Genomic DNA, 23,593 nt, shown 5'->3' with positions numbered 1-23,593 from the left:
CCTTTTTTCATCAAGGCTCTGGTGCTGGGCGACACCTTCGCGGACATCCGCGCGACGTTGCGCTGCAACGATGCGACAAACTGCCCCACCAGCGCCCCGAGTCCCCAGCGACCCTGTTGGCCGTGATAATGCCGCTATGCTAGCGTGGCGCACGCCAGGAAGGCCGCCAACAGCTGGGAACGCACCCGTACACATGAGGACCGCACATGGCTCAGGCCACGCCCGCGCTGGAAATCCGCAATCTGCACAAACGCTACGGCGAGCAGGAAATTCTCAAGGGCATTTCGCTGACCGCACGCGACGGTGACGTGATCTCCATCCTGGGGTCGTCCGGCTCCGGCAAGTCCACCCTGCTGCGCTGCATCAACCTGCTCGAAAACCCGCACCAGGGCGAAATCCTGGTTGCCGGTGAAGCCCTCAAGCTCAAGGCCGCCAAGAACGGCGACCTGGTCGCCGCCGACAACCGCCAGATCAACCGCCTGCGCAGCGAGATCGGTTTCGTCTTCCAGAACTTCAACCTGTGGCCGCACATGTCGATCCTCGACAACATCATCGAGGCGCCACGCCGCGTGCTCGGCCAGAGCAAGGCCGAGGCCATCGAAGCCGCCGAAGCCCTGTTGAACAAGGTGGGCATCTACGACAAGCGTCACAGCTACCCCGCCCAGCTTTCCGGTGGCCAGCAGCAGCGCGCCGCCATTGCCCGTACCCTGGCCATGAAGCCCAAGGTCATCCTGTTCGACGAGCCAACTTCGGCGCTCGATCCGGAAATGGTCCAGGAAGTGCTAAACGTTATCCGCGCATTGGCCGAAGAAGGCCGTACCATGCTGCTGGTGACGCACGAGATGAGCTTTGCCCGCCATGTGTCCAGTGAAGTCGTCTTCCTGCACCAGGGCCTGGTCGAAGAGCAGGGATCGCCGCAGCAGGTCTTCGAGAACCCGACCTCGGCGCGTTGCAAGCAATTCATGTCCAGCCACCGCTAACGGAGCAATACATGCACACTTACAAGAAGTTCCTCCTGGCAGCTGCTGCCACGCTGGTGATGTCGGCCAACGCCCTGGCCGCAGAAAAACTGCGCATGGGTATCGAAGCCGCCTACCCACCGTTCAACAACAAGGATGCCAGCGGTAACGTGGTCGGCTTCGACAAAGACATCGGCGACGCCCTGTGCGCCAAGATGAAAGTCGAGTGCTCGGTCGTCACCTCCGACTGGGACGGCATCATCCCGGCCCTGAACGCCAAGAAGTTCGACTTCCTGGTGTCGTCGCTGTCGATCACCGACGAGCGCAAGCAGGCCGTGGACTTCACCGAGCCGTACTACTCCAACAAGCTGCAGTTCATCGCGCCGAAAAACGTCGACTTCAAGACTGACAAACCTTCGCTGAAGGGCAAGGTCATTGGCACCCAGCGCGCAACCTTGGCTGGCACCTACCTTGAAGACAACTACCCGGATGTCGAGATCAAACTCTACGACACCCAGGAAAACGCCTACCTCGACCTGGTTTCCGGCCGCATCGACGGCATCCTGGCCGACAAGTACGTGCAGTACGAGTGGCTGAAGAGCAAAGACGGCTCGAACTTCGAGTTCAAGGGCGAGCCAGTGATGGACAGCGACAAGATCGGCATTGCCGTGCGCAAGGGTGACACCAAGCTGCGCGACGACCTGAACAAGGCCCTGGCAGAAATCAAGGCCGACGGCACGTACAAGAAGATCAACGACAAGTACTTCCCGTTCAGCATCGAATGATCCGCCCCGACCGGCGCGCCCTTGCGGCGCGCCAGTCCCTAGAATGACCTGCCCATGAATATCGACCTGCACGGATTCGGTCCGGCCATGATGGCCGGCACCCTGATGACCGTAAAACTGGCGCTTTGCGCCTTGCTGCTGGGCCTGGTCCTGGGCCTGCTCGGCGCCCTGGCCAAGACTTCCGCAATCAAGCCGCTGCAATGGCTTGGTGGCTTCTATTCGACCCTGGTTCGCGGCGTGCCCGAACTGCTGTGGGTACTGCTTATCTATTTCGGCACCGTCGGCTTGATGAACGCCCTCGGTGAAGCCCTGAACATGCCAGGCCTGGAGCTCAGCGCCTTCGCTGCGGGCGTGATCGCCCTGGGCCTGTGCTTCGGCGCCTACGCCACCGAAGTGTTCCGTGGCGCCATCCTGGCAATCCCCAAGGGCCACCGTGAAGCCGGCCTGGCGCTTGGCCTGTCCAAAGGCCGCATCCTGTCGCGGATCATCCTGCCGCAGATGTGGCGCATCGCCCTGCCCGGCCTTGGCAACCTGTTCATGATCCTGATGAAGGACACTGCCCTGGTATCGGTAATCGGCCTGGAAGAAATCATGCGCCACGCACAAATCGGCGTGACCGTGACCAAAGAGCCGTTCACCTTCTACATGGTCGCGGCCTGCATCTACCTGAGCCTGACCATCATTGCCATGACCGGTATGCACTTCATGGAAAAACGCGCCGCTCGCGGCTTTGCGAGGGCCGAATAATGAATTGGGAAGTCATCATCAAATGGCTGCCACGCCTGGCCCAGGGTGCGACCCTGACCCTGGAGCTGGTAGCCATCGCGGTGGTTGCCGGGTTGGTCCTGGCCATCCCGCTGGGCATCGCCCGCTCCTCGCGCCATTGGTATGTGCGCGCGGTGCCGTTCGGCTACATCTTCTTCTTCCGTGGCACGCCGCTGCTGGTGCAGCTGTTTCTGGTCTACTACGGCCTGGCGCAGTTCGACATGGTGCGTTCGAGTTCGCTATGGCCGTACCTGCGCGACCCGTTCTGGTGCACCGTGCTGACCATGACCCTGCACACTGCTGCCTACATCGCCGAGATCCTGCGCGGCGCGCTGCAGTCGATCCCCAAGGGTGAGATCGAGGCGGCGCGGGCGCTGGGCATGTCGCGAGGCAAGACGCTGTTCTACATCATGCTGCCACGCGCCGCGCGCATCGGCCTGCCGGCGTACAGCAACGAAGTGATCCTGATGCTCAAGGCCAGCGCCCTGGCCAGTACCGTGACCCTGCTGGAACTGACTGGTATGGCCCGTACCATCATCGCCCGCACCTACCTGCCGGTAGAGATCTTCTTTGCCGCCGGGGTGTTCTACCTGGTGATCTCGTTCGTGCTGGTGCAGGGCTTCAAGCTGCTGGAGCGCTGGTTGCGCGTGGATGCGTGCCAGGGCCGCTGAGACCTCACTGACTGCTTCGCGGGTGAACCCGCTCCCACAGGGACCCCACAGCCCTCAAGCTGTGCACTATACCTGTGGGAGCGGGTTCACCCGCGAAGAGGCCCTCAAAACCAACACACATCCCATGCCCAACCACCTCCACAGCCCCCACCTAAGCACCCGCTTCCAGGCCCTCGACCAGTTCCTGATCGAGCACCAGCAACTGTGGAAACCCCGCCCCTTCACCAGCCTGAAGCTGGCTTGGGAAACCGCCCACCCCGAGCTTGCCGCCCACCTGCGCCAATGCTCCCTGGAAGACGCCGAAACCGACACCACCGCTGCCCGGTTGCCCGCCCCGTTCCCGCAACTGGCCCAGCAAGCCCGACAGCTTTCGGCACTCGGCAACCTCCCGGCAACCGACCTGCCCCCCGCCGCGCATCGCCTCGACGTAGCCGTCCCGGGCCGCAAATGGCAGCAGATCGAAGCCTTCGCCAGCCACCTGGCCTTCCGCGAACAGCCCCGTCACTGGCTGGACTGGTGCTCCGGCAAAGGCCACCTGGGCCGCCGCCTGCTGCAACCCGGCCAACACCTGACCTGCCTGGAATACGATGCCGAACTGGTCGCCGCCGGCCAGGCCCTGAGCACGCACCACCACTTGCCGGCGCAGCATGTGCACCAGGATGTGATGGCCAACGACAGCGCCCGCCACCTGGCTGGCGACAAAAGCGTGGTTGCCCTGCACGCCTGTGGCGACCTGCATGTGCGCCTGATGCAACTGGCCAGCCAGCAAGGTTGCCGACAACTGGCCGTGGCCCCCTGCTGCTACAACCGCATCGCGGCGCAGCATTACCAGGCGTTATCCACAGCCGCCCAAGCCTCCAGCCTGCGGTTGTCACTGGATGACCTTGGCCTGCCCTTGAGCGAAACCGTTACCGCCGGCGCCCGCGTGCGGCGCCAGCGCGACACCTCGATGGCCCGGCGCCTGGGCTTCGACCTGCTGCAACGCCAGCAGCGCCAGACCGACGAGTACCTGCCGACACCGTCGCTACCCGTGGCCTGGCTGGAGAAGCCCTTCGAGCAGTACTGCCGCGACCTGGCCGAACTCAAGCAATTGCAGCTGACTGGCAACCCGGACTGGGCAGCCTTGGAAGCCGCCGGCTGGCAACGCCTGGCCGAGGTCCGCAACCTGGAGCGCGTGCGCAACCTGTTCCGCCGGCCGCTGGAGCTGTGGCTGGTTCTCGATCGGGCCCTGTTCCTCGAAGAACAAGGCTACAACGTGCGCCTTGGCTTGTTCTGCGACTACCCACTCACCCCGCGCAACCTGCTAATCCTTGCCGAACGCGACCGTTAGCCGCAGCACAACCTGTGGATAACTCTGTGAACAAGCTTGTGATTACCTGTTGGATCCAAGCGCTATTTCAAGCGTTTGGCTTATTCCGGCTTGCGCGTCAAGGCCAGTAAAAACAGGCGTTTGCGCAAAGACCGGCGGTGTATCGATCCGGCATGCCTTTCGCGCAAGTCGCCGATGCCACTTGTGCATAAACATTTCTTATGGTTGGCGCAAGCATTGTTTGCACGGCCTTTGTAGGCTCTTTTTTTCTCGCTCAAAAACCGGCAGGTTTACGCGATTCCTGTGGGAGCGGGCGTGCCCGCGAACACGGGCGAAGCCCGTGCCATGCAACGCGGTGCCCACTCCCACACCTTTCAATGCGCCTTGTTCTTGGCAATCTCGATATCGTTCATCAGCGCCTTGGCCATGTCGCACAGATAATCGGCGGCGCCCAGGAATTTATGGTCATCCTCCATATCCCCTTCGCGCACCAGATGCTTGATGTAGCCCATCAGGATCGAGACATGCTCATAGGCAGCATCGACGGGGACACCAGGCTCGACGCGTAGCAGATTGAGGGATGGGTTACCGGCTGCGAGGAAGGTTTCCACGCCTGCGGTAGTGATGGGTTCGATGATGGTTTTCTTCATGGCATAAATCCTTACTCGGGGAGGGGACTGCCAGAAATCTTTCTCACGGATTTGGGTGGCAGCCGTTCGCGGGGTGAGAAACCGGTCGAATAAGGAAGCCCGGCCAGACCGAAGTCTGCCCGCGTACGGCCACCATAAATGGGTAGCGCTTATTCGATCAGGGTTCTCACACCCGGTCGCCAGAGCGACCCGAAAACGGTATCCGTGAGCCATTTCCCCGACAACAGCGATACTTCGGCGGCGCGCGTAGGATAGTTCCGAAGCCACCAACCCCTGAAGCTGTTAGCCCTAAAGTTCAGAATCTTCGTACAGCTGATGGCCTATTCGCGGGCGCGCCCGCTCCCACAAGTACTACACAGTTTCAAGGCTTGTGGAGATCCTGTGGGAGCGGGCAAGCCCGCGAATAGGCCATCACAAGCAACACAAAGCTAATGCCTGACCACCGCAACGGTGTATCATCCGCCCCCCAAATGATTAAAAAGTGACGTCGCGCGCTGCCCGCCAGCCCCGCGACCTTCTGGCGTTGCGCCAGAGCCGACAATGGACTAACGGACCCGACCATCGTGACCCAAGCCAAGCCCCTCGCCCTGCTGACCCTCACCCTGGCCCTGACCGCCTGCGCCAGCGGCACCGCTCCCCACCCCACCAGCAGCCTGGGCTGGAACCACCCCGGCATGCAGCTCGGCGGCGACAACGGCCTGCCCCTGCGCACCGAAAGCCCCTGCCGCAAGCGCGGCTGCGACAACGACAAGCTGTTCTTCAACCCGGGCAAAACCGAGCCGAGCGTCACCACCATCCATCGCGGCTGGTAGGAAAATTCTTCTTTCAGGTCGGTGACTTAGGTCATTTGCGAACATTCGCAACGAAGTGGTTTACAGGCGCCAACCGATCGTTATAATGACGCCCCATTGCCGGTATAGCTCAGATGGTAGAGCAACTGACTTGTAATCAGTAGGTCCCGGGTTCGATTCCTGGTGCCGGCACCATACGCAGTATCAAAAAAGGCTCACCGAAAGGTGGGCCTTTTTTGTTTCCAGCACGCTCTGCATGACCCCTTCCTCCAAGATTGATCTCAATCAAGCCTAACGCCGGCACGCAGCTTAGCCTGAGATCAGTCAGCCCTTGAGGGAAGGAAACCATGGCCAAGAAATTCCCCAAAACCCCCAGCCACCCGGAGCGCATCTGCTGGGGCTGCGACCTGTACTGCCCGGCCAAGGCATTGGCCTGTGGCAATGGGTCGAGTCGGACCATGCACCCGGTGGAACTGTTTGGCGAGGACTGGGACAGTTTCGAGGACCGGCTGGAGAAGCCGGTTGATTGCCAGCAAGAGACTGGCCCTAGGTGAAATAGGGCAGCTTTGCGGCCCATAGCCGGCAAGCCAGGCTCTCATAGAACTGCACATAACTCATTGAATTAGCGGGGGCCCTGTGGGAGCGGCTTTAGCCGCGAACACCGGCGCAGCCGGTGCCATACACCGCGTTGGATTCTTCGCGGCTAAAGCCGCTCCCACAGGGTACGCGGATTGCTTGCAATTTCAGTTATCTTCACGACAGCGCAGCCCAAAGGGCTGGGCCATCTACCACAGGTACAGCGCATGGTTTGAGCCTGGCGCCGACCCAGCGAATGAGGTGCTGCGGTGGATGGCACGGGCTTCGCCCGTGTTCGCGGGCACGCCCGCTCCCACAAGGATCGCGCCACCTGTTAGAAATTGAGCAAGGCAGTTGCTACCAATGGGGAGCGCCGGGCTCAAGGTGTGCGCTGTACCTGTGGGAGCCCGGCTTGCCGGCGATGGGCTGCGCAGCAGCCCCAGGTGCGGTTGATCAGAACGCTGTGCTGACCGTCAGCGACAGGTTGCGTGGGTCACCATAAATCGCCCCGGCATAGAACCCGTAGCGGGTGTAGTAGTGCTTGTCGAACAGGTTATTGGCGTTAAGGCTGACGCTGGTGTCGTCGGTCAGCTGGTACTTGGCCATGGCATTCCAGATGGCATAACCGGACCAATTCACGTCAGTGGCACCGGTGCTCACACCATTGCTCGGCTGGCCCGCCGGGCTGGAGATTGCGCGGATGTTGCTCTGCGCAGTAACCCCGGCACCCAGGGTCAGGCGGTCGAGCGGGCCGGAAAGGCGGTAGGTGGTCGAAGCCTTGAACAGGTGCGATGGGTCGCTGCGGCCGTCGCTGTCGAGGCGGCGGAAGTGCAGGTAGGTGTAGCCGGCGTACACGTTCCAGCTGGGGGTCAGGGCGCCGGCGATTTCCAGGTCGATACCGTCGGTTTCCTGGCCGGAACCGGCCTTGTAGGCGTCGCCACCGGTCGGGGTGGTCAGGTCGCCGTCGAGCACTGCCTTGTTTTCCTGCTTGGTGCGGAAGTACGCCGCCGAGGCGTTCAGGCGGCCATCGAACCACTCTCCCTTGATACCCGTCTCGTAGCTTTGCCCGCGAATCGGCTCAACCTTGCTGCCGCTGCTGGTTTCGGCGGTTTGCGGGGTGAAGATGTCGGTGTAGCTGGCGTACAGCGAGTAGTTGTCGTTGAGGTCGTACACGGCGCCCAGGTACGGGGTGACGATGCCGTTCTCTTCCTGGCTGGTACGTGCGCCAGCCACGCTGCGGGTGGTGGCCGAGTAGTTGCTGGTGCGCACACCGAGGATGACCGACAGTGGGTCGGTGATGCTCAGGCGGGTTGCCGCGTACATGCCCTGCAGGCGGGTGGTGGTCTTGCTGTGGCGGCCGGTGCGCGAGGCGATGATGTTGTAGTCGTCATCCACACCATTGCGCCAGTCGGTCAGCGGGAAGCCGTTGTTGGCGCGGAACTGGCAACCCAGCGCAGGCGCACTGGCCATGCCGTCGCCAACCATGGTGCAGGTGTATTCCGGCGACCAGGCCACGGTGCGGCTGTCGTTGTAGCCAACCATCGCCTGGTGGGTACGGCCGAACAGCTGGAACGGGCCGGACAGGTCGATCTGCGCCGACTGTTGGGTGGTGTCGGTGGAGCTGTGCAGGCCGTTGAGCACGGCACCGCTGCCATCCTGGTCCCAGTAGCCACCGTAGCTGCCACGGCCCGCCGAGTTGACCTTGGCCAGGCCGCGGTGGTTTAGGGTTTCGGCGGTGCTCTGGGTGGCTTTCAGGTCCAGCGTCCAGTCGTTGTCGAAGCGGTGTTCCAGCGAGCCGAACGCGGTGCGGGTGGTGTACTCGCCAAAGCTCCAGCTGGGTACCACGTTGGTGCTGCGCGGCAGGTCGGTCTTGCTGCCATCGCTGTACCAGATCGGGATGTTCGCACCCCAGCCACCGCCGACAATCTTGTTGTACTCGTACTGGTAGCCGGCACCGAGAGTGGTGGCGTCGTCCAGGTCGAACTCGAAGTTGGCCAGCGCTGCGCGGGAGCGCTCGGACTGGTTGTCGCGGAATGAGTTGGCGTCCTGCTGGGTCATCACGAAGCGCGAACGCAGGCGACCGTCTTCGGACAGCGGCAGGTTAAGGTCGGCGCCCAGGCGGCGCTTGTCCCAGCTGCCGTAGGTGGCATAGGCGCTACCGCCGAACGTCCTGGTCGGTGCCTTGCGGATCAGGTTGACGGTGGCCGACGGGTCGCCGGTACCGCCCAGCAGGCCGTTGGCGCCGCGCACGATGTCGATGCGCTCGTACAGGTCCATGTTCAGTGCGTTGCCGCCGCCACTGAAATCGGACCCGCCCTGGAACTGCAGGCCATCGACCTTCCAGTTGCTGATCGAGTAACCACGGGCACGGTAGTCGGTACGCCCGCCCACTTCGGACTTGCTCGCGGTCACGCCTGGGGTGGTTTCCAGCGCTTGCTCGATGGTGTGGATGTCGCGGTCATCCATTTGCTGGCGGGTAATGGTGGTGACCGACTGCGGCGTCTGGCGCGGCGTCAGGGCCAGGCCGGTGGAGCTGCGGGTGCTTTCGACGGTGTAACCCAGCTGACCAGCTTCGTCGGCAGGCAGCAGGGCGCTGTCTTCGATCTGCGTGGCCTCCAGTTCCAGGGGCTTGCTGTCGGCAGCCATCGCGCCACCGCTGACGGCCACGGCAATGAACAGGGCCAGCGGTTTGAGGCGCGTGCCGCCTCGGCTGATGGAGGGGAAGGCGTTCGGGGTGCTCTCGGAGTTCATTTGGGAAGGCTTCGTATTTGCAGATGATTTTTTGTTAGGATTCTAGGGATCGGCCCCCCGGGCTCCAGACCCGGCTTGTACGGGGATGTAATCGAACGTAACGAGCGCTACCAGCCCTAACCGAACAGGTGTTTTTCTGCATGAGCACAACTTTGCTTGTTGTCGACGATGACGACGAGATCCGCGAACTTCTATGTGATTACCTGACAGATGCCGGCTATAACGTGCTGGCAGCGGCTGACGGCGAGCAGATGCGCGAGCATCTGGCCCGGCACAAGGTTGAGCTGGTGGTGCTGGACCTGATGCTGCCGGGCGAAGATGGCCTGAGCCTGTGCCGCCAGCTTCAAGCCACGCCGGGGCTGGCGGTGATCATGCTGTCGGCCAAGGGCAGCACGCTGGACCGCATCATCGGTCTGGAGGTGGGTGCCGATGACTACCTGGCCAAGCCCTTCGAGCCACGCGAGCTGATCGCCCGGATCAAGGCCGTGCTGCGTCGTCCGCAACGCCTGGATGCGCCCGCCGTAGAGCCGGTAGAAGATGCCCAGCTGTTCGCCGGCTTCCGCCTGGAACACGTGAAACGCCTGCTCACCCGCCCCGATGGCGAGACCCTGACCCTGCCCCGCTCCGACTACCGCGTACTACGCGAGCTGCTGGAAGCCAACAACCGCGTGGTGTCCCGCGACCAGCTGACGCGCAGTGCGTTCGGCCGCGACCACCTGCCCGACGACCGTTCGGTGGACATGTGCGTCAGCCGCCTGCGCCAGCACCTGCGCCACGCGCCGGCGGGTGCCGCGCAAATTCTCACCATCCGCAACGAAGGCTATTTGCTGAGCATCGCCGCCAACGGGGCCGATGCCTGACATGCGCTGGCTGCGCCGGCTGTGGCCACGCACGTTGTTCGGCCAGTTGCTGCTGATAATGGTCAGCGGCACCGTGCTGATCCAGTTGATGTCCAGCAGCATCTGGTTCGATGTGCGTTTTGCCCAGGTTCTCGAGGCCCCTGTCCGGCTGATTGCCGCACGCAGCGCTCCGTTGATCGCCCAGGCCGACTGCCGTGCCGGTGCACTGCAGGCGCCAGCCCATTACCAACTGCGGTGCAGCGAAGCCCTGCCCACGCCGGTGCAGGACGAGCGCCGCGGGCGCAGGCGTGTCGAGCTGTTGCTGCACCAGGCCCTCGAGTACGAGTTGGGGCATGCCCAGGACGTGCGCCTGATGAAGGTGCAGTTGACCGACGAACAGGGCCAGCCGATCGTCTGGCGCAGCCTGTTCGGCCTGCGCACGGCCCAGGCGCATCTGCAGTTTGCGGTGCCGTTGGCCGATGGGCACTGGCTGACCATCGAGGGCCAGGAACTGCAAGGCTGGAGCGGCGAGTCGGCCTGGGTGCTGATCAGCGATTACCTGTTGCGGGTGTACGCGCTGCGCATCGTCGCGGTATTGCTGGTGTGCCTGATAGCCGTGCGCCTGTGCCTGCGCCCGCTTCGGCGCCTGGCCGATGCCGCGCGCGGCCTGGGTAGCAACCTCGAGCAGCCGCCCTTGGCGCTGGATGGCCCGGAGGAAGTGCGCCAGGCGGCCCAAGCCTTCAACGCCATGCAGCAGCGGCTGATCGCGATGGTCAACGACAAGGCCTACTTTCTGGCCGCCGTGTCCCACGACCTGCGCACCCCGCTGACGCGCATGCGCCTGCGCCTGGAGCGCTTGCCGGACGACGAAAACCGGCAACGCCTGCGGCAGAACATCGCGCAGATGGACAACATGATCGGCCAGGTGCTCGATTACCTGCGCGCGGGGGAGCAGCAGAACTTGCAACAGGTAGACCTGGACCGGCTGGTGGTGCGCCAGTGCGCGGAGCTGGCCACTGCCGAAGAGCCACTGCCGGTGCATGGCCAGGCGGGCAGCCTGCAGGCCGATGCCCTGCTGCTGCAGCGCTGCCTGCAGAACCTGCTGGTCAATGCGTTGCGTTATGCCAAGGAGGTTTCGGTCACGCTGGAGCAGGCGACCACGGGGGTGTTCATCCATATCGATGACCGCGGCCCGGGGATTGCGCCGGGCCTGCTGGCGACCATCATCGACCCGTTCGTGCGCGGTGACGGGTCGCGCAATCAGGCGTCCGGGGGGTATGGGCTGGGGTTGAGCATCGCCCAGCGGATTGCTGCCAGCCATGGGGGCGAGTTGCTGTTGGCGAACCGCGAGGGGGGTGGGTTGCGGGTCAGCGTGTTGCTACCCAATCAGCCTTTACGCGCCCCCCTGTAGGAGCGCATGAGCCTGGAAATACGCGATCAGGTAACAGTCTTTTACCGATTACCCAGGTTTTCCCCTCCCCGCCTTTGCCTATCCTATGCCCGGTCATCCTGCCTGCGATGGACCCATGAAACACTCTCTACCCAGCCGCTACGCCTGCCTCGCCCTCTGCCTGCTGTTCACCTTCGCCAGCCTGCCGCTGCTACCCCAGCATGCCTGGTTGTGGCCGTTGACACTGATTACCACGCTGCTCAGCCTGGTCGGCCTGAACGACCTGCGGCAAAGCCACCACGCCGTGCGCCGCAACTACCCGATCCTGGGCAACATCCGCTACCTGATCGAAACCATCCGCCCGGAAATCCGCCAGTACCTGATCGAGGGCGACGACGACAAGCTGCCGTTCTCCCGCTCGCAGCGTTCGCTGGTCTACGCCCGGGCCAAGAACGAAAGCGCCGAGAAGGCCTTCGGCACCCTCAACGATGCCTACAAGCCCGGCTTCGAGTTCATCAGCCATTCCATGCTGCCAGTGGCCACGCCAGACCCGGCATCGTTCCGCATCGCCATTGGCGGGCCGCAATGCCGCCTGCCCTATTCGGCATCTATCTTCAACATCTCGGCCATGAGCTTCGGCGCCCTCAGCGCCAACGCCATCGCTGCCCTGAACCGCGGTGCACGCATGGGCCGTTTTGCCCATGACACCGGCGAAGGCAGCATCAGCCCGTACCACCGCGAACATGGCGGTGACCTGATCTGGGAAATCGGCAGTGGCTACTTCGGCTGCCGCACCGAGGACGGCCGCTTCGACCCGCAGCGATTCGCCGAGCAGGCGCGCTCGCCGCAGGTGAAGATGATCGAGATCAAGCTCAGCCAGGGCGCCAAGCCGGGCCACGGTGGCATCCTGCCGGGGCACAAGGTCAGCCCCGAAATTGCCGCAACCCGTGGCGTGCGCGTGGGCGAAGATTGCATCTCGCCAGCGGCGCACAGTGCCTTCCGCACGCCAGTCGAGTTGCTGCAGTTCGTGGCCAGCCTGCGCGAGCTGTCGGGCGGCAAGCCGGTGGGGTTCAAATTCTGCCTGGGCCACCCTTGGGAGTTCATGGGCATTGCCAAGGCCATGCTGGCCACTGGCATCACTCCGGACTTCATCGTCGTCGATGGCAAGGAGGGCGGCACCGGTGCGGCGCCACGCGAGTTCAGCGACAACATGGGCGTGCCGATGCGCGAGGGCCTGATGTTCGTGCACAACACCCTGGTCGGCCTGAACCTGCGCGCCAGTATCCGCATTGGCGCGGCAGGCAAGATCGTCAGCGCCTTCGACATCGCCAGCGTGCTGGCCATCGGGGCGGACTGGGTCAACTCCGCGCGCGGCTTCATGTTCGCCATTGGCTGCATCCAGTCGCAGAGCTGCCATACCAACAAATGCCCGACCGGGGTGGCCACGCAAGACCCGCTGCGCCAGCGCGCCCTGGTGGTGCCGGACAAGGCCGAGCGGGTGGCCAGCTTCCACCGCAACACGCTGCATACGTTGGCCGAAATGTTGGCTGCCGCGGGCCTGGAACACCCTTCGGAGCTCAAGCCCAAGCACCTGGCGCGGCGTATCAGCCCTAGCGAAATCGGGCTGTTCTCGGACCTGCACACGTTCCTCAAGCCGGGCGAATTGCTCAGTGGCTCGATTGAAAGCGAGTTTTATGCGCGGATGTGGCGGATGGCGCGTAGTGACAGCTTTGCGCCGGAGACTGGGGAGGGAGAGGTGAAGGTTGCTGGGGTGCGGCGCAGGGAAGTGGTGGAGACGGCGTGAAAGCCGGGGGCCGCTTTGCGGCCCTTTCGCGACACAAGGCCGCTCCTACAGAATCGTGTGGGAGCGGCCTTGTGTCGCGATGGGCTGCAAAGCAGCCCCTAGGCCATCAGATCAGGATCAGAAGATGCTGATCGGGTACTCGACGAATACGCGGACTTCGTTGCCGTCGTCGTTGTAACCGTTCTGCTGCACGGCGTTGTTGGTACGCACGAACGAGCTACGCAGCTTGATCGACAGGTCCTTGGCCGGGCCGTCCTGCACCACGTAACGGATCTGGTTGAAGATCTCGCGCTCTTTACCTTCACCGAAGCCCTGCGGGTTGTCGACGTTGCGGGTGTTGATGTTGTCACCCACCACGTAGGCCAGCTTGTAGGTCAGGCCCGGGATGCCGTAGGCACCGAAGTCCAGGCCGTAGCCCAGCTGCCAGGAGCGCTCGTCTTCGGCGTTGAAGTCGGACCAGTACGAGTTGGCCAGGTAGATGGTCGAACCACCGTCACCCACGCCACCCTCGTTCTGGTACCAGCCGTAGTTGTAGCCGGTGCTGCCGGTGCTGCGCTGGTGGGCGATGGTGAACGAGTGGGCACCGTAGGCGTAGGTGGCTGCCAGGCTCCAGATAGTGTTGGAGTCGCCGTTCAGCCCAGCGGATTTCACGAACTTGTTGTCGATGTCCGACTTGTAGCCGTTGAAGTCCAGGGTCAGGGACTGGTCGTTGGCAATCGGGAAGACGTAGTTCAGGCCCAGGTAGTGCTTCTTCATCACGTCTTCGTTGTCGGCGGTGTACAGCGAAGCGGTGAAGTTGTCGGTGAACTTGTAGCTACCACCAAGGACGTTGATCGACTTCAGGCCACCACCGTCACGGCGCTCGGCGCTCTTGCGCGCTTCCTGGGTGAAGCGGCCGGCGTTCAGTTCCAGGCCCTGAATCTCTTTGGAGGTGATCAGGGTACCGGTGAAGCTTTCTGGCAGCAGACGGGCGTCGTCGTACTGCAGCACTGGCAGTGCCGGCATCTGGTCACCGTACTTGAGCACGGTGTTGGAGATGCGGAACTTCACTGCAGCGCCACCACGGGCCAGGTTGTGCGGCGAGTTGGCGTTGCCGTTCTCGTCCTTGAAGTCCGAAGGCTTGAAGAAGTCGACACCGGCGCCACCGTTGTGGCCCTTGCCGCCGTCCAGACGCACGGCGTACAGGCCGAATGCATCGACGCCGACACCGACGGTGCCCTGGGTGAAGCCGGAGGAGAAGTTGGCGATGACGCCCTGGCCCCATTCGATCTGGTCGTCGGTGCCGTGCTTCTTGTCACGATTGATGTAGGCGTTGCGCAGCAGGACGTTGGCGTGGCTGTCCTCGATGAAGCCTTTGCTGTCGGCCTGATCATTGGCCTGTGCCTGGGTCGCGGCGATCATCGCCAGGGCGACCAGGCTGATCCTGGTTTTCAACATGTTGTTTTCCTTATTTGTTAATCAAAAACGCTCTGCAATATGACGCCAGGAACCAACGCCCCTTCGTAGGTTCGACGCTATGCGGATCCAGACTGGAAGGCCTGCCGGTAATCACACGGCGGCCTCTGGCAGCAGCATGGCCAAGATCATGGCCAGCAGGCGTTGGCCGAATCCTAGCCGTGTGCGATTACAAATGTCAAAAAGTCGTGAAATGCAGGTTGATATAACCAAAATTGCCTATGGGTCTGGTGCATTTCCATGCAGGTTTGCGCTATCAGCGGACAATTTATCTTGTGTGGGAAATAGCCTTTTGATCGAACGGACAATTTTCCTGTCAGGGCGCCTTCGCAGCGCAAGGCTGCTCCTACACGGAAACGCGGGGCGGCAGAGACCGTAACAAACTGACACAGATGTAATGACAAGCCTTTACAAATACTCAAGCAATAGCAAATAACAAGCATTACCATCCGCACCTCTTTTTCACCTGCTCGCTCCGGATGTGCTCATGCTTGTACCCTGCCGTCTTTCACCCCTGACGCTTGGCCTGTCGCTGCTGTTCGGCGCCGGCCTGGCCAGTGCCGCCACCACCACCCTGCCGGAACTGTCGGTAACCGCCGACAGTGAACGCGAAGAGGACAACCCGCGGGTCAAGGAGGTAAGCACCGCGACCCGCACCTCGACGCCAGTACGCTATGTGCCGCAGGCCATCGACACGGTGAAGACCGTCAACGTGCTGGATTACGGCAGCAACACCCTGGGCAAGGCGCTGGAAGGCATCCCCAACGTCAGCAGCGGTGCCGACACCCGCTTCGACAGCGTGCGCATCCGCGGCTTCGAAGCCAGCAACGACTTCTACCTGGACGGCATTCGCGACGACAGCCAGTACATCCGCGACCTGCATAACATCGAGCGGGTCGAAGTGCTCAAGGGGCCGGCAGCGGTGCTTTATGGCCGTGGCAGCCAGGGCGGTATCGTCAACCGGGTGAGCAAGGCGCCGGAGCACGGCCGCCGTTCGAGCATCGAGGCGCAGGCCGGCAGCGAAGACCTGCGCAGCCTGTATGCCGACCTCAGTGCCGACCCCAGCGACACCGTCAGCCTGCGCCTGAACATGGGCAACCAGGACAACAACAGCTTCCGCGACGGCATCGACGGCAGCCGCCAGCTGTTCGCCCCGTCGATCAGTTGGCAGGTCACCTCCGACCTGAACTGGCTGGTGCAATACGAATACAGCCGCTACAACCGCACCCCGGACCGAGGCATCCCCGGGGTCAACGGCCGCCCGGCCGATGTCGGCCGTAGCACCACCTATGGCGACACCCAGCGCGACTACATCGACGACCGCGCCCAGTCGCTGCGCTCGCGCCTTAACTACCAGTTGAACGAAACCTGGCAGTTGCGCCATACCCTGGGCCTGTTCAAGCTCGACAGTGAGTTCGACAACACCTACGTCACGGGCTACGACGCCAGCACCGACACCTTGACCCGCCAGCGCTGGCAGCAGGACCTGAACACCAGAAACCTGTTCAACACCCTGGAGGCCGAGGGCGACTTCGACACCTTGGGCCTGGAGCACAAGCTGTTGCTGGGCCTGGAGTTCGGCAACCAGAAGCGCGACCCGGTGCTGTACAAAGCGGTCGACCAGAAATTGCAGGGCCTGGGCAAGCCCGGCCGCAACCAGCAGCTCAATGGCCCAATGACGTTGTTTAGTGACAACCATACCGTGGTCGATAGCCGCGGCCTTTATCTGCAAGACCAGATCCGCCTGAACGATCAGTGGCAGGTTCTTGCCGGTGTACGCTTCGACCAGTTCGACGTGCAGACCACCAACAAGGATGGCGTGCGCGAAACACAGGACAGCAACAGCACCAGCCCACGCTTGGGTGTGGTCTATACACCGTGGCGCGACCATTCGTTCTACGCCTCGTGGAGCAAGACCTTCTCGCCGGTTGGCGGCGGGCTGATCGGCATCACCCCAGGCGCAAAAGGCAACGGTAACGACGCCAAGCCGGAAGAAACCCGTCAGAAGGAAATCGGCGTGAAGAGCGACTGGCTCGACCAGCGCCTGACCACCACCCTGGCCATCTACGAGCTGGAGCTGTACAACCGCCGCACCCGCGACCCGCTTGTCCCGGAAAACATCTTGCTCAGCGGCATGCAGCGTTCGCGCGGTATCGAGCTGACCGCCACCGGCAACATCGTTGGCAACTGGTACGTGCGCGGTGGCATCGGCCTGCAGGACGCGACCATCGTCAAGGACAACAACGGCCAGGAAGGCAACCGCATCAATGACGTGGCCAAGCGCAACGGTAGCCTGTTCGTGACCTGGAAACCGGAACTGGGCTGGTACGCCGAAACCGGCCTGACGTTGGTAGGCGAGCGTTATGCGGACAACCAGAACACCACGGTGCTGCCGGGGTATGGCCGCTGGGATGCACTGGCGGGGTACCGCACGCATGACTGGGATGTGCGGGCGGCGCTGAGCAATATCGCCGACAAGACCTACTACAGCTCGGCGACCAGTGCGGCGCAGATCGAGGTGGGTGAGCCGCGTAGCCTGGTGGTGACTGGTAGCTACAGCTTCTGATCTTTATTGCCTGTGCCGGCCTCTTCGCGGCTAAAGCCGCTCCCACAGGTACCCAACATGTATCGAGCCCAGTGGGGTACCTGTGGGAGCGGCTTTAGCCGCGAAGGGGCCAGCACAGGTTTAAGCAATCGATCAGTGCCACACCGCCATCAGCGCCTGCATTTCTGCTTCGCTGATCAGCCCTTGGGGGTATCGTCCGGCAAGCAGACGTCGTGGGTCGGTCGTCCTGACCCTGATGCTTCCATGGTGTTTCAACCACTTCGCCACAAGCCTGAGCGATTGGTGATTCACTGCCGATGGGCGCAAAGCCGACTCACTTGCTGCGTTCATTTCTACACGTACTCCCTGGCCCGTGAGCGGCTAATCTACGTAAGGATTGTTACAGGTCCGAGAGCGCGGCATGGCCGAGCTATCTCACTGAAAACAATACAAAACCTATGCCAGCACCAGCCTGCGGACGGCCCTCGCGAATAAAAAAGGCCCGTCATGACGGGCCTCTTGATTCACCGTGCGCTCAACGCTTTACCGGTGCCGGTTGCTGCTGGGTCAGGCAGTGGATGTTGCCACCACCCAACAGCAGCTCACGACCAGGGATCATCACCACCTCGTGGTCGGGGAAAATCTTCGCCAGGATCGCTCTGGCCTCGGCATCTGCCGGGTCGTCGAAGCTAGGCGCGATGATGCCGCCGTTGACGATCAGGAAGTTCACGTACGAGCCTGCCAGGCGCACCGATGGGTCACGCTCCTGGCTGCCTGCCACCTGATCGACCCCGGCACACTCTTCGGCAGTAGCGAACAGCGGGCCCGGGATCGGCATTTTGTGCACGATGAACTCGCGGCCCTTGGCATCGCGGGTGTTCTTCAGCACCTCCATGGCGGCATGGCAGCGTGCATAGTTGGGGTCGTTGGAATCATCGGTCCAGGCCAGTAACACTTCGCCCGGGCGCACGTAACAGCAGAAGTTGTCGACATGGCCATCGGTCTCGTCGTTGTACAGGCCATCCGGCAACCAGACCACGGTGTCCACCGCCAGATGATCGCGCAGCACCGCTTCGATCTGCTCGCGGTTCAGGTGCGGGTTGCGGTTGCGATTGAGCAGGCATTCTTCGGTAGTAATCACCGTGCCTTCGCCGTCCACGTGGATCGAGCCGCCCTCGAGCACGAAGCTTTCGGTGTGGTAGCGCTGGCAGCGCTCCATTTCCAGGACCTTGGCCGCCAGCTCCTCGTCACGGTTCCACGGTGCGTAAAGGCCGCCGTCGAAGCCGCCCCAGGCATTGAAGCCCCAGTCCACACCACGCACTTCACCCTGGTCGTTGATGACGAAGGTCGGGCCGGTGTCACGCACCCAGGCATCGTCATTGCTGATCTCGACCACGCGAATGTTCGGCTGGTCGAGCTGGCGGCGGGCATTTTCGTACTGGCCAGCGGAAACCGCGACGGTTACCGGCTCGAAGCGGGCAATGGCCTTGGCCAGGGTCACATGGGCAGCCTGCGCCGGCTTGCCGCCAAGGCGCCAGTTGTCCGGGCGCTCCGGCCAGACCATCCACACCTGGGTTTGCGGGGCCCACTCGGCGGGCATGTGGAAACCATCGGCACGGGGAGTGGAGTTGAGGGTTTTCATGATTGACCTCTGTGATGGCCCTGAGCCGGACTGTGCTGGGGCGTTTGTCAATTTATAACCGATATATATCGATATTTGAAGCCCGATAATCGGGAAAATCATGAGAATGCAAGGGAATTAAATCGATAACAATCGATAAACCCCCAACCTTGACCGAGAAGCAAAACGGCACGACATCTACCATAGCCAGCCCTTGTGAACGCCGTTGAAGCCCGAGGCGGAAAAAACGGCCAGACCGGCTAGGGTCAATACATGAGCAGAACGGGCCAGCGAACCGCCATGAACATCATCCCTACCGCGATCCCTGAAGTACTGATCATCGAGCCGAAGGTTTTCGGTGATAGCCGTGGTTTTTTCTTCGAGGCATTCAACGCCCGTGAGTTCGCCCGGCAAACCGGCGTGAATGTCCAGTTCGTCCAGGACAACCACTCGCGCTCCATCAAGGGTGTGCTGCGTGGCCTGCACTACCAGGTGGAAAACACCCAAGGCAAGCTGGTGCGCGTGGTGCAGGGGGAAATCCGTGATATTGCCGTGGACGTGCGCAAGAGCTCGCCAACCTTCGGCCAATGGGTCGCGGTGCAGCTGTCGGCCGACAATCATCGCCAGTTATGGATTCCCCCCGGCTTCGCCCATGGCTTTGCGGTGATGAGCGAGTCGGCCGAGTTCCTCTACAAGACCACCGACTACTACAACCCGGGCGCCGACCGCTGCATCCGCTGGGATGACCCGACGCTGGCCATAGACTGGGGGTTGCAGCAGCCACCCGTGCTCTCGGACAAGGACAAGCTCGGCCTGCCGCTGGCAGAGGCGGAACTGCTGCCTTAACTAGCGCATAATTGCGGCAGACCTTTCTGGCGCATTTACCTGATGATTGCAAAACCCACGCCCCCACGCCGTCCCCGCTGGCGCAGCCTGGCCCTGTTGGCCGTGTGCCTGGTTCCGTTGTTGTGGCCCCTGCATCACCTGGCCGAACGTTACTATCAGGAAGAACTGGCCTCGCAGAACCGACAGACCCTCGACCTGTACGTCGCCAACCTGCTCGGTACCCTGCACCGCTACGAAACCTTGCCGCAGATACTCGGCGACCTGCCGGCGCTGCGCGGTGTGCTGGCCGACCCGCTCCGCCTGGAGGCAGTGACCAATGCCAACCGCCTGCTCAAGGACATCGTCCAGCAGACCGGCGCCGAGGTGATGTACCTGATGGACGTCAGCGGCAATACCCTGGCTGCCTCCAACTGGGACAAGCGCGACAGCTTCGTCGGCCGCAACTTCGCCTTCCGCCCCTACTTCAACGAAGCCATGGCCGGCCGCCTGGGGCGCTTCTTTGGCCAGGGCACCACATCGGCAAAGCGCGGTTACTTCTTCGCCGCCGCCGTGCGAGACCGTGAACGCATCGTTGGCGTACTGGTGGTCAAGGTCGACCTCGACCACACCGAAACCCTGTGGGGCCGCACCCCAGAGCAGCTGTTGCTGACCGACCACAATGGCGTGGTCATCCTGACCTCGCGGCCCGACTGGCGCTTCCGCGCGACCCGCGCGCTGACCGAGGCCGAGCGTCAGGCGATCATCGCCATCCAGCCCTACCCGACCCAAGCCCCGCAGCCGCTGGTGCTCAACCCGGACGCCTGGATCAGCCAGACCCGCGACATCAAGGAAACCGGCTGGCAGGTCAGCATCCTCGCCCCGCGCATGCTGGTCGACCGTTCGGTGCAAACCGTCATGGCCATCGGCGCGGGCACCCTGCTGGTGCTGATACTGCTGGCCGGCCTGGTGATGCAGCGGCGCCGTCACTACATCGACCGCATCGACTTCGAGGCACGCGGCCGCCAGGAACTGGAAAAACGCGTGGCCGAGCGCACCGCCGACCTCGAAGGCCTGAACACCCGGCTCAAGAGCGCCGTACTGGAGCGTGAGAACGCCCAACAGGAGGCGGTGCGCGCCCAGGACGAACTGGTACAGGCCGGCAAGCTGTCGGTGCTCGGCACCATGTCGGCCAGCATCAGCCACGAACTCAACCAGCCGCTGGCCGCCATCCGCAGCTACGCGGAAAACGCCGAGATCCTGCTCGACCACCAGCGAACCGAAGAAGCCCGCGGCAACCTCAAGCTGATTGGCGAGCTGACCGGGCGCATGGCCTCGATCATCGCCCACCTGCGCGCCTTCGCCCGCCGTGACCGCCATGCCCCGGAGAGCGTGGCCTTGCAGCCGGCCCTGGACGACGCCCTGGCGCTGCTGGCCAAGCGCCGCCGGGCGATGGCCGTGGAGCTGATCCGCGACCTGCCGGAAGCCACCTTGTGGGTACAGGCCGGCGAGACCCGCCTGCGCCAGGTGCTCGGCAACCTGCTGGCCAATGCCCTCGACGCCCTGACCGAAAAAGCCAACCCGCGCCGCCTGTGGCTAAGTGCCGAACAGCGCGATGACTGCGTCTACCTGTACATTCGCGACAACGGCCCCGGCTTCAGCCGCCAGGCCCTGGAGCACGCCAAGGAGCCGTTCTTCACCACCAAGACCCGCACCCAGGGCCTGGGCCTGGGCCTGGCCATCTGCGAAAGCCTGATGCGTGCCCTGGGCGGTGAACTGCTGCTGGCCAACCACCCGGAAGGTGGCGCACTGCTGACCCTGCAGCTGCGAGTGGCCGCGCCTGGCGCTACTTTGCCCAATTCGGAGGACCCCTCGGCATGACCACCGAGACACTGATCGACAGCCGAGCCCAGGTCATCCTGGTCGATGATGACCCGCACCTTCGCCAGGCCCTGAGCCAGACCCTGGACCTGGCCGGGCTCAAGGTGGTCGCCCTGGCCGACGCCCAGGGCCTGGCCGAACGCATCGAGGCCGACTGGCCCGGCGTGGTGGTCAGCGACATCCGCATGCCGGGTATCGATGGCCTGCAGCTGCTGGAACAACTGCACGGCCGTGACAACGAGCTGCCGGTATTGCTGATCACCGGCCACGGTGATGTGCCGCTGGCGGTGCAGGCAATGCGCGCCGGGGCTTATGACTTCCTGGAAAAACCCTTTGCCAGCGACGCCCTGCTGGACAGCGTGCGCCGCGCCCTGGCCCTGCGCCGCCTGGTGCTGGACAACCGCAGCTTGCGCCTGGCCCTGAGCGACCGCCAGCAACTGGCCACCCGCCTGGTGGGCCAGTCGCCGTCCATGCAGCGCTTGCGCGAGCAGATCGGCGCCTTGGCCGGCACTCGCGCCGACGTGCTGATCCTGGGTGAGACCGGTGCCGGCAAAGAGGTGGTGGCCCGCGCCCTGCACGACCTGTCCAGCCGCCGCGACGGGCCGTTCGTGGCGATCAACGCCGGCGCACTGGCCGAGTCGGTGGTCGAAAGCGAGCTGTTCGGCCATGAGCCCGGGGCGTTCACCGGCGCGCAGAAACGCCGCATCGGCAAGTTCGAGTTCGCCAACGGCGGCACGCTGTTCCTCGACGAAATCGAGAGCATGAGCCTGGATGTGCAGGTGAAACTGCTGCGCATGCTTCAGGAACGGGTGGTCGAGCGCTTGGGTGGCAACCAGCTGATCCCGCTGGACATCCGCATCATCGCCGCGACCAAGGAGGACCTGCGCCAGTCCGCTGACCAAGGGCGGTTCCGCGCCGATTTGTATTACCGCCTGAACGTGGCGCCGCTGCGTATTCCACCGCTGCGCGAACGCGGCGATGACATCCTGGTGCTTTTCCAGCACTTCGCCGACGCCGCCAGCGAGCGCCATGGTCTGCCGCCACACTCCCTGCAGCCGGCCCAGCGCGCCATGCTGCTGCGTCACGACTGGCCCGGTAACGTACGCGAGCTGCAGAACGCCGCCGAGCGTTTCGCCCTTGGCCTGGAACTGGCTCTGGACGGCCAGGCGCCGCCGGCGGCAATGCCTTCGGCACCGATGCCGAGCGGCAACCTCAGCGAACAGGTCGAGCAGTTCGAACGCTCGCTGATCGCTGCCGAACTGGCCCAGCCACACAGCTCCATGCGCAGCCTGGCCGAGGCGCTGGGTATCCCCCGCAAAACCTTGCACGACAAGCTGCGCAAGCATGGCTTGAGCTTCGATGGCGGTAGCGGCGGGCATGACGATCAAGAGGACAACCGTTAATGAACACCGATAGCCAGTACCTGCAGACCGTCCTGCACGGCGACATCCCCCTGACCCGCGAAATGGGCCTGGAAGTGCTCGATTGGCAGCAGCACACCCTGCGCCTGCAATTGCCGCTGGCGGCCAACGTCAACCACAAGAGCACCATGTTCGGCGGTAGCCTGTACTGCGCCGCAGTGCTGGTGGGCTGGGGCTGGCTGCACCTGCGCCTGCGCGAGTCGGGTATCGATGACGGGCATATCGTCATCCAGGAAGGGCAGATCAGTTATCCGCTGCCGGTTACCGGGGCGGCGGTGGCGCGCTGTGCGGCGCCGGATGAGAAGACCTGGGAGCGGTTCCTGACCATGTACCAGCGGCGCGGGCGGGCACGGTTGACGCTGGAGACCACGGTGAGCAATGCCGGTAGTGACGAGCCTGCGGTGAAATTCAGCGGCCAGTACGTGCTGCACCGCTGACACGGACCACTTGGTAACAGGCTGGCACGATCTCTGTGGGAGCGGCCTTGTGTCGCGAAAGGGCCGCAAAGCGGCCCCAGAAAAATAGGCGGCGAACTATGAACACTGGGGCCGCGCTGCG

At 63.2% G+C, this 23,593-nt stretch carries 20 protein-coding genes and 1 tRNA gene; 16 read left to right on the top strand and 5 right to left on the bottom strand.

Annotation, left to right across the window (positions count from 1 at the left end):
- Positions 1 to 206: 206 nt before the first annotated feature.
- The 5 genes from MJ643_RS03605 to MJ643_RS03585 all read left to right on the top strand — a co-directional run bounded on the left by MJ643_RS03605 (position 207) and on the right by MJ643_RS03585 (position 4,510).
- Entirely contained in the window at positions 207 to 980 is a 774-nt protein-coding gene (locus MJ643_RS03605; protein ID WP_003257472.1) for an ABC transporter ATP-binding protein, read from the top strand.
- 11 nt (positions 981 to 991) lie between these two features.
- Positions 992 to 1,744: an ABC transporter substrate-binding protein gene (locus MJ643_RS03600; protein WP_013970486.1), complete on the top strand. Its 753-nt coding sequence runs from the start codon at positions 992 to 994 to the stop codon at positions 1,742 to 1,744.
- 54 nt (positions 1,745 to 1,798) lie between these two features.
- Positions 1,799 to 2,491 (top strand): ABC transporter permease, encoded by a 693-nt coding sequence (locus tag MJ643_RS03595; protein ID WP_013970485.1) that lies wholly within the window; start codon positions 1,799 to 1,801, stop codon positions 2,489 to 2,491.
- Complete coding sequence (locus MJ643_RS03590) at positions 2,491 to 3,180, top strand: ABC transporter permease (RefSeq protein ID WP_013970484.1); 690 nt, start codon at positions 2,491 to 2,493, stop codon at positions 3,178 to 3,180. The genes MJ643_RS03595 and MJ643_RS03590 overlap by 1 nt, the downstream gene beginning before the upstream one ends.
- A gap of 124 nt (positions 3,181 to 3,304) precedes the next feature.
- Complete coding sequence (locus tag MJ643_RS03585; RefSeq protein ID WP_024087998.1) at positions 3,305 to 4,510, top strand: methyltransferase; 1,206 nt, start codon at positions 3,305 to 3,307, stop codon at positions 4,508 to 4,510.
- A gap of 353 nt (positions 4,511 to 4,863) precedes the next feature.
- On the opposite strand, the gene MJ643_RS03580 is transcribed toward MJ643_RS03585, so the two are convergent.
- Positions 4,864 to 5,139: a DUF3077 domain-containing protein gene (locus tag MJ643_RS03580; protein ID WP_013970482.1), complete on the bottom strand. Its 276-nt coding sequence runs from the start codon at positions 5,137 to 5,139 to the stop codon at positions 4,864 to 4,866.
- 563 nt (positions 5,140 to 5,702) lie between these two features.
- Between MJ643_RS03580 and MJ643_RS03575 the strand changes: the two genes are divergently transcribed.
- The 3 genes from MJ643_RS03575 to MJ643_RS03565 all read left to right on the top strand — a co-directional run bounded on the left by MJ643_RS03575 (position 5,703) and on the right by MJ643_RS03565 (position 6,484).
- Entirely contained in the window at positions 5,703 to 5,951 is a 249-nt protein-coding gene (locus tag MJ643_RS03575; protein ID WP_003257464.1) for a hypothetical protein, read from the top strand.
- 98 nt (positions 5,952 to 6,049) lie between these two features.
- Positions 6,050 to 6,125, top strand: a tRNA-Thr gene (locus MJ643_RS03570).
- 152 nt (positions 6,126 to 6,277) lie between these two features.
- Positions 6,278 to 6,484 carry a DUF3079 domain-containing protein gene (locus MJ643_RS03565; protein ID WP_013970481.1) on the top strand — a complete coding sequence of 69 codons (207 nt, stop codon included), beginning with the start codon at positions 6,278 to 6,280 and terminating at the stop codon, positions 6,482 to 6,484.
- 475 nt (positions 6,485 to 6,959) lie between these two features.
- Here MJ643_RS03565 and MJ643_RS03560 read toward each other — a convergent pair whose 3' ends face one another.
- A complete protein-coding gene (locus MJ643_RS03560) occupies positions 6,960 to 9,257 on the bottom strand; it encodes a TonB-dependent siderophore receptor (RefSeq protein WP_023661061.1) in 2,298 nt (765 codons plus the stop codon).
- A 140-nt stretch (positions 9,258 to 9,397) separates the two neighbouring features.
- On the opposite strand from MJ643_RS03560, the gene MJ643_RS03555 reads away from it, so the two are divergent.
- The 3 genes from MJ643_RS03555 to MJ643_RS03545 all read left to right on the top strand — a co-directional run bounded on the left by MJ643_RS03555 (position 9,398) and on the right by MJ643_RS03545 (position 13,290).
- Entirely contained in the window at positions 9,398 to 10,117 is a 720-nt protein-coding gene (locus MJ643_RS03555) for a response regulator (RefSeq protein ID WP_023661060.1), read from the top strand.
- Between the two features lies 1 nt (position 10,118).
- Positions 10,119 to 11,507, top strand: a complete 1,389-nt coding sequence (locus MJ643_RS03550; protein ID WP_013970476.1) for an ATP-binding protein — start codon at positions 10,119 to 10,121, stop codon at positions 11,505 to 11,507.
- A gap of 115 nt (positions 11,508 to 11,622) precedes the next feature.
- Positions 11,623 to 13,290, top strand: a complete 1,668-nt coding sequence (locus MJ643_RS03545) for an FMN-binding glutamate synthase family protein (RefSeq protein ID WP_013970475.1) — start codon at positions 11,623 to 11,625, stop codon at positions 13,288 to 13,290.
- Positions 13,291 to 13,407: 117 nt separating this feature from the next.
- Here MJ643_RS03545 and MJ643_RS03540 read toward each other — a convergent pair whose 3' ends face one another.
- Positions 13,408 to 14,727, bottom strand: coding sequence for an OprD family porin (locus tag MJ643_RS03540; protein WP_013970474.1), 1,320 nt, complete (start codon positions 14,725 to 14,727; stop codon positions 13,408 to 13,410).
- A gap of 505 nt (positions 14,728 to 15,232) precedes the next feature.
- On the opposite strand from MJ643_RS03540, the gene MJ643_RS03535 reads away from it, so the two are divergent.
- Complete coding sequence (locus tag MJ643_RS03535; protein ID WP_013970473.1) at positions 15,233 to 17,311, top strand: TonB-dependent siderophore receptor; 2,079 nt, start codon at positions 15,233 to 15,235, stop codon at positions 17,309 to 17,311.
- A gap of 132 nt (positions 17,312 to 17,443) precedes the next feature.
- Here MJ643_RS03535 and MJ643_RS03530 read toward each other — a convergent pair whose 3' ends face one another.
- Both MJ643_RS03530 and aguA read right to left on the bottom strand, forming a co-directional pair.
- Positions 17,444 to 17,641, bottom strand: a complete 198-nt coding sequence (locus MJ643_RS03530; protein WP_080563721.1) for a hypothetical protein — start codon at positions 17,639 to 17,641, stop codon at positions 17,444 to 17,446.
- A 184-nt stretch (positions 17,642 to 17,825) separates the two neighbouring features.
- Positions 17,826 to 18,932: an agmatine deiminase gene (gene aguA, locus MJ643_RS03525; RefSeq protein ID WP_013970472.1), complete on the bottom strand. Its 1,107-nt coding sequence runs from the start codon at positions 18,930 to 18,932 to the stop codon at positions 17,826 to 17,828.
- 279 nt (positions 18,933 to 19,211) lie between these two features.
- Here aguA and rfbC point away from each other — a divergent pair, with 279 nt between their 5' ends.
- The 4 genes from rfbC to MJ643_RS03505 are packed head-to-tail and all read left to right on the top strand — an operon-like array spanning position 19,212 to position 23,472.
- Positions 19,212 to 19,757 carry a dTDP-4-dehydrorhamnose 3,5-epimerase gene (gene rfbC / locus MJ643_RS03520; protein ID WP_013970471.1) on the top strand — a complete coding sequence of 182 codons (546 nt, stop codon included), beginning with the start codon at positions 19,212 to 19,214 and terminating at the stop codon, positions 19,755 to 19,757.
- A 42-nt stretch (positions 19,758 to 19,799) separates the two neighbouring features.
- Positions 19,800 to 21,614, top strand: a complete 1,815-nt coding sequence (locus tag MJ643_RS03515; protein WP_024087997.1) for an ATP-binding protein — start codon at positions 19,800 to 19,802, stop codon at positions 21,612 to 21,614.
- Positions 21,611 to 23,017, top strand: a complete 1,407-nt coding sequence (locus tag MJ643_RS03510; RefSeq protein WP_013970469.1) for a sigma-54 dependent transcriptional regulator — start codon at positions 21,611 to 21,613, stop codon at positions 23,015 to 23,017. The genes MJ643_RS03515 and MJ643_RS03510 overlap by 4 nt, the downstream gene beginning before the upstream one ends.
- On the top strand, positions 23,017 to 23,472 hold the full coding sequence (locus tag MJ643_RS03505; RefSeq protein ID WP_013970468.1) for a YiiD C-terminal domain-containing protein: 456 nt from the start codon (positions 23,017 to 23,019) through the stop codon (positions 23,470 to 23,472). The genes MJ643_RS03510 and MJ643_RS03505 overlap by 1 nt, the downstream gene beginning before the upstream one ends.
- Positions 23,473 to 23,593: the final 121 nt, after the last annotated feature.

Source organism: Pseudomonas sp. PNPG3 (assembly GCF_023093815.1).
Classification (GTDB): Bacteria; Pseudomonadota; Gammaproteobacteria; order Pseudomonadales; family Pseudomonadaceae; genus Aquipseudomonas; species Aquipseudomonas asiatica.
This window is presented reverse-complemented; position numbering and strand designations above follow the sequence as displayed.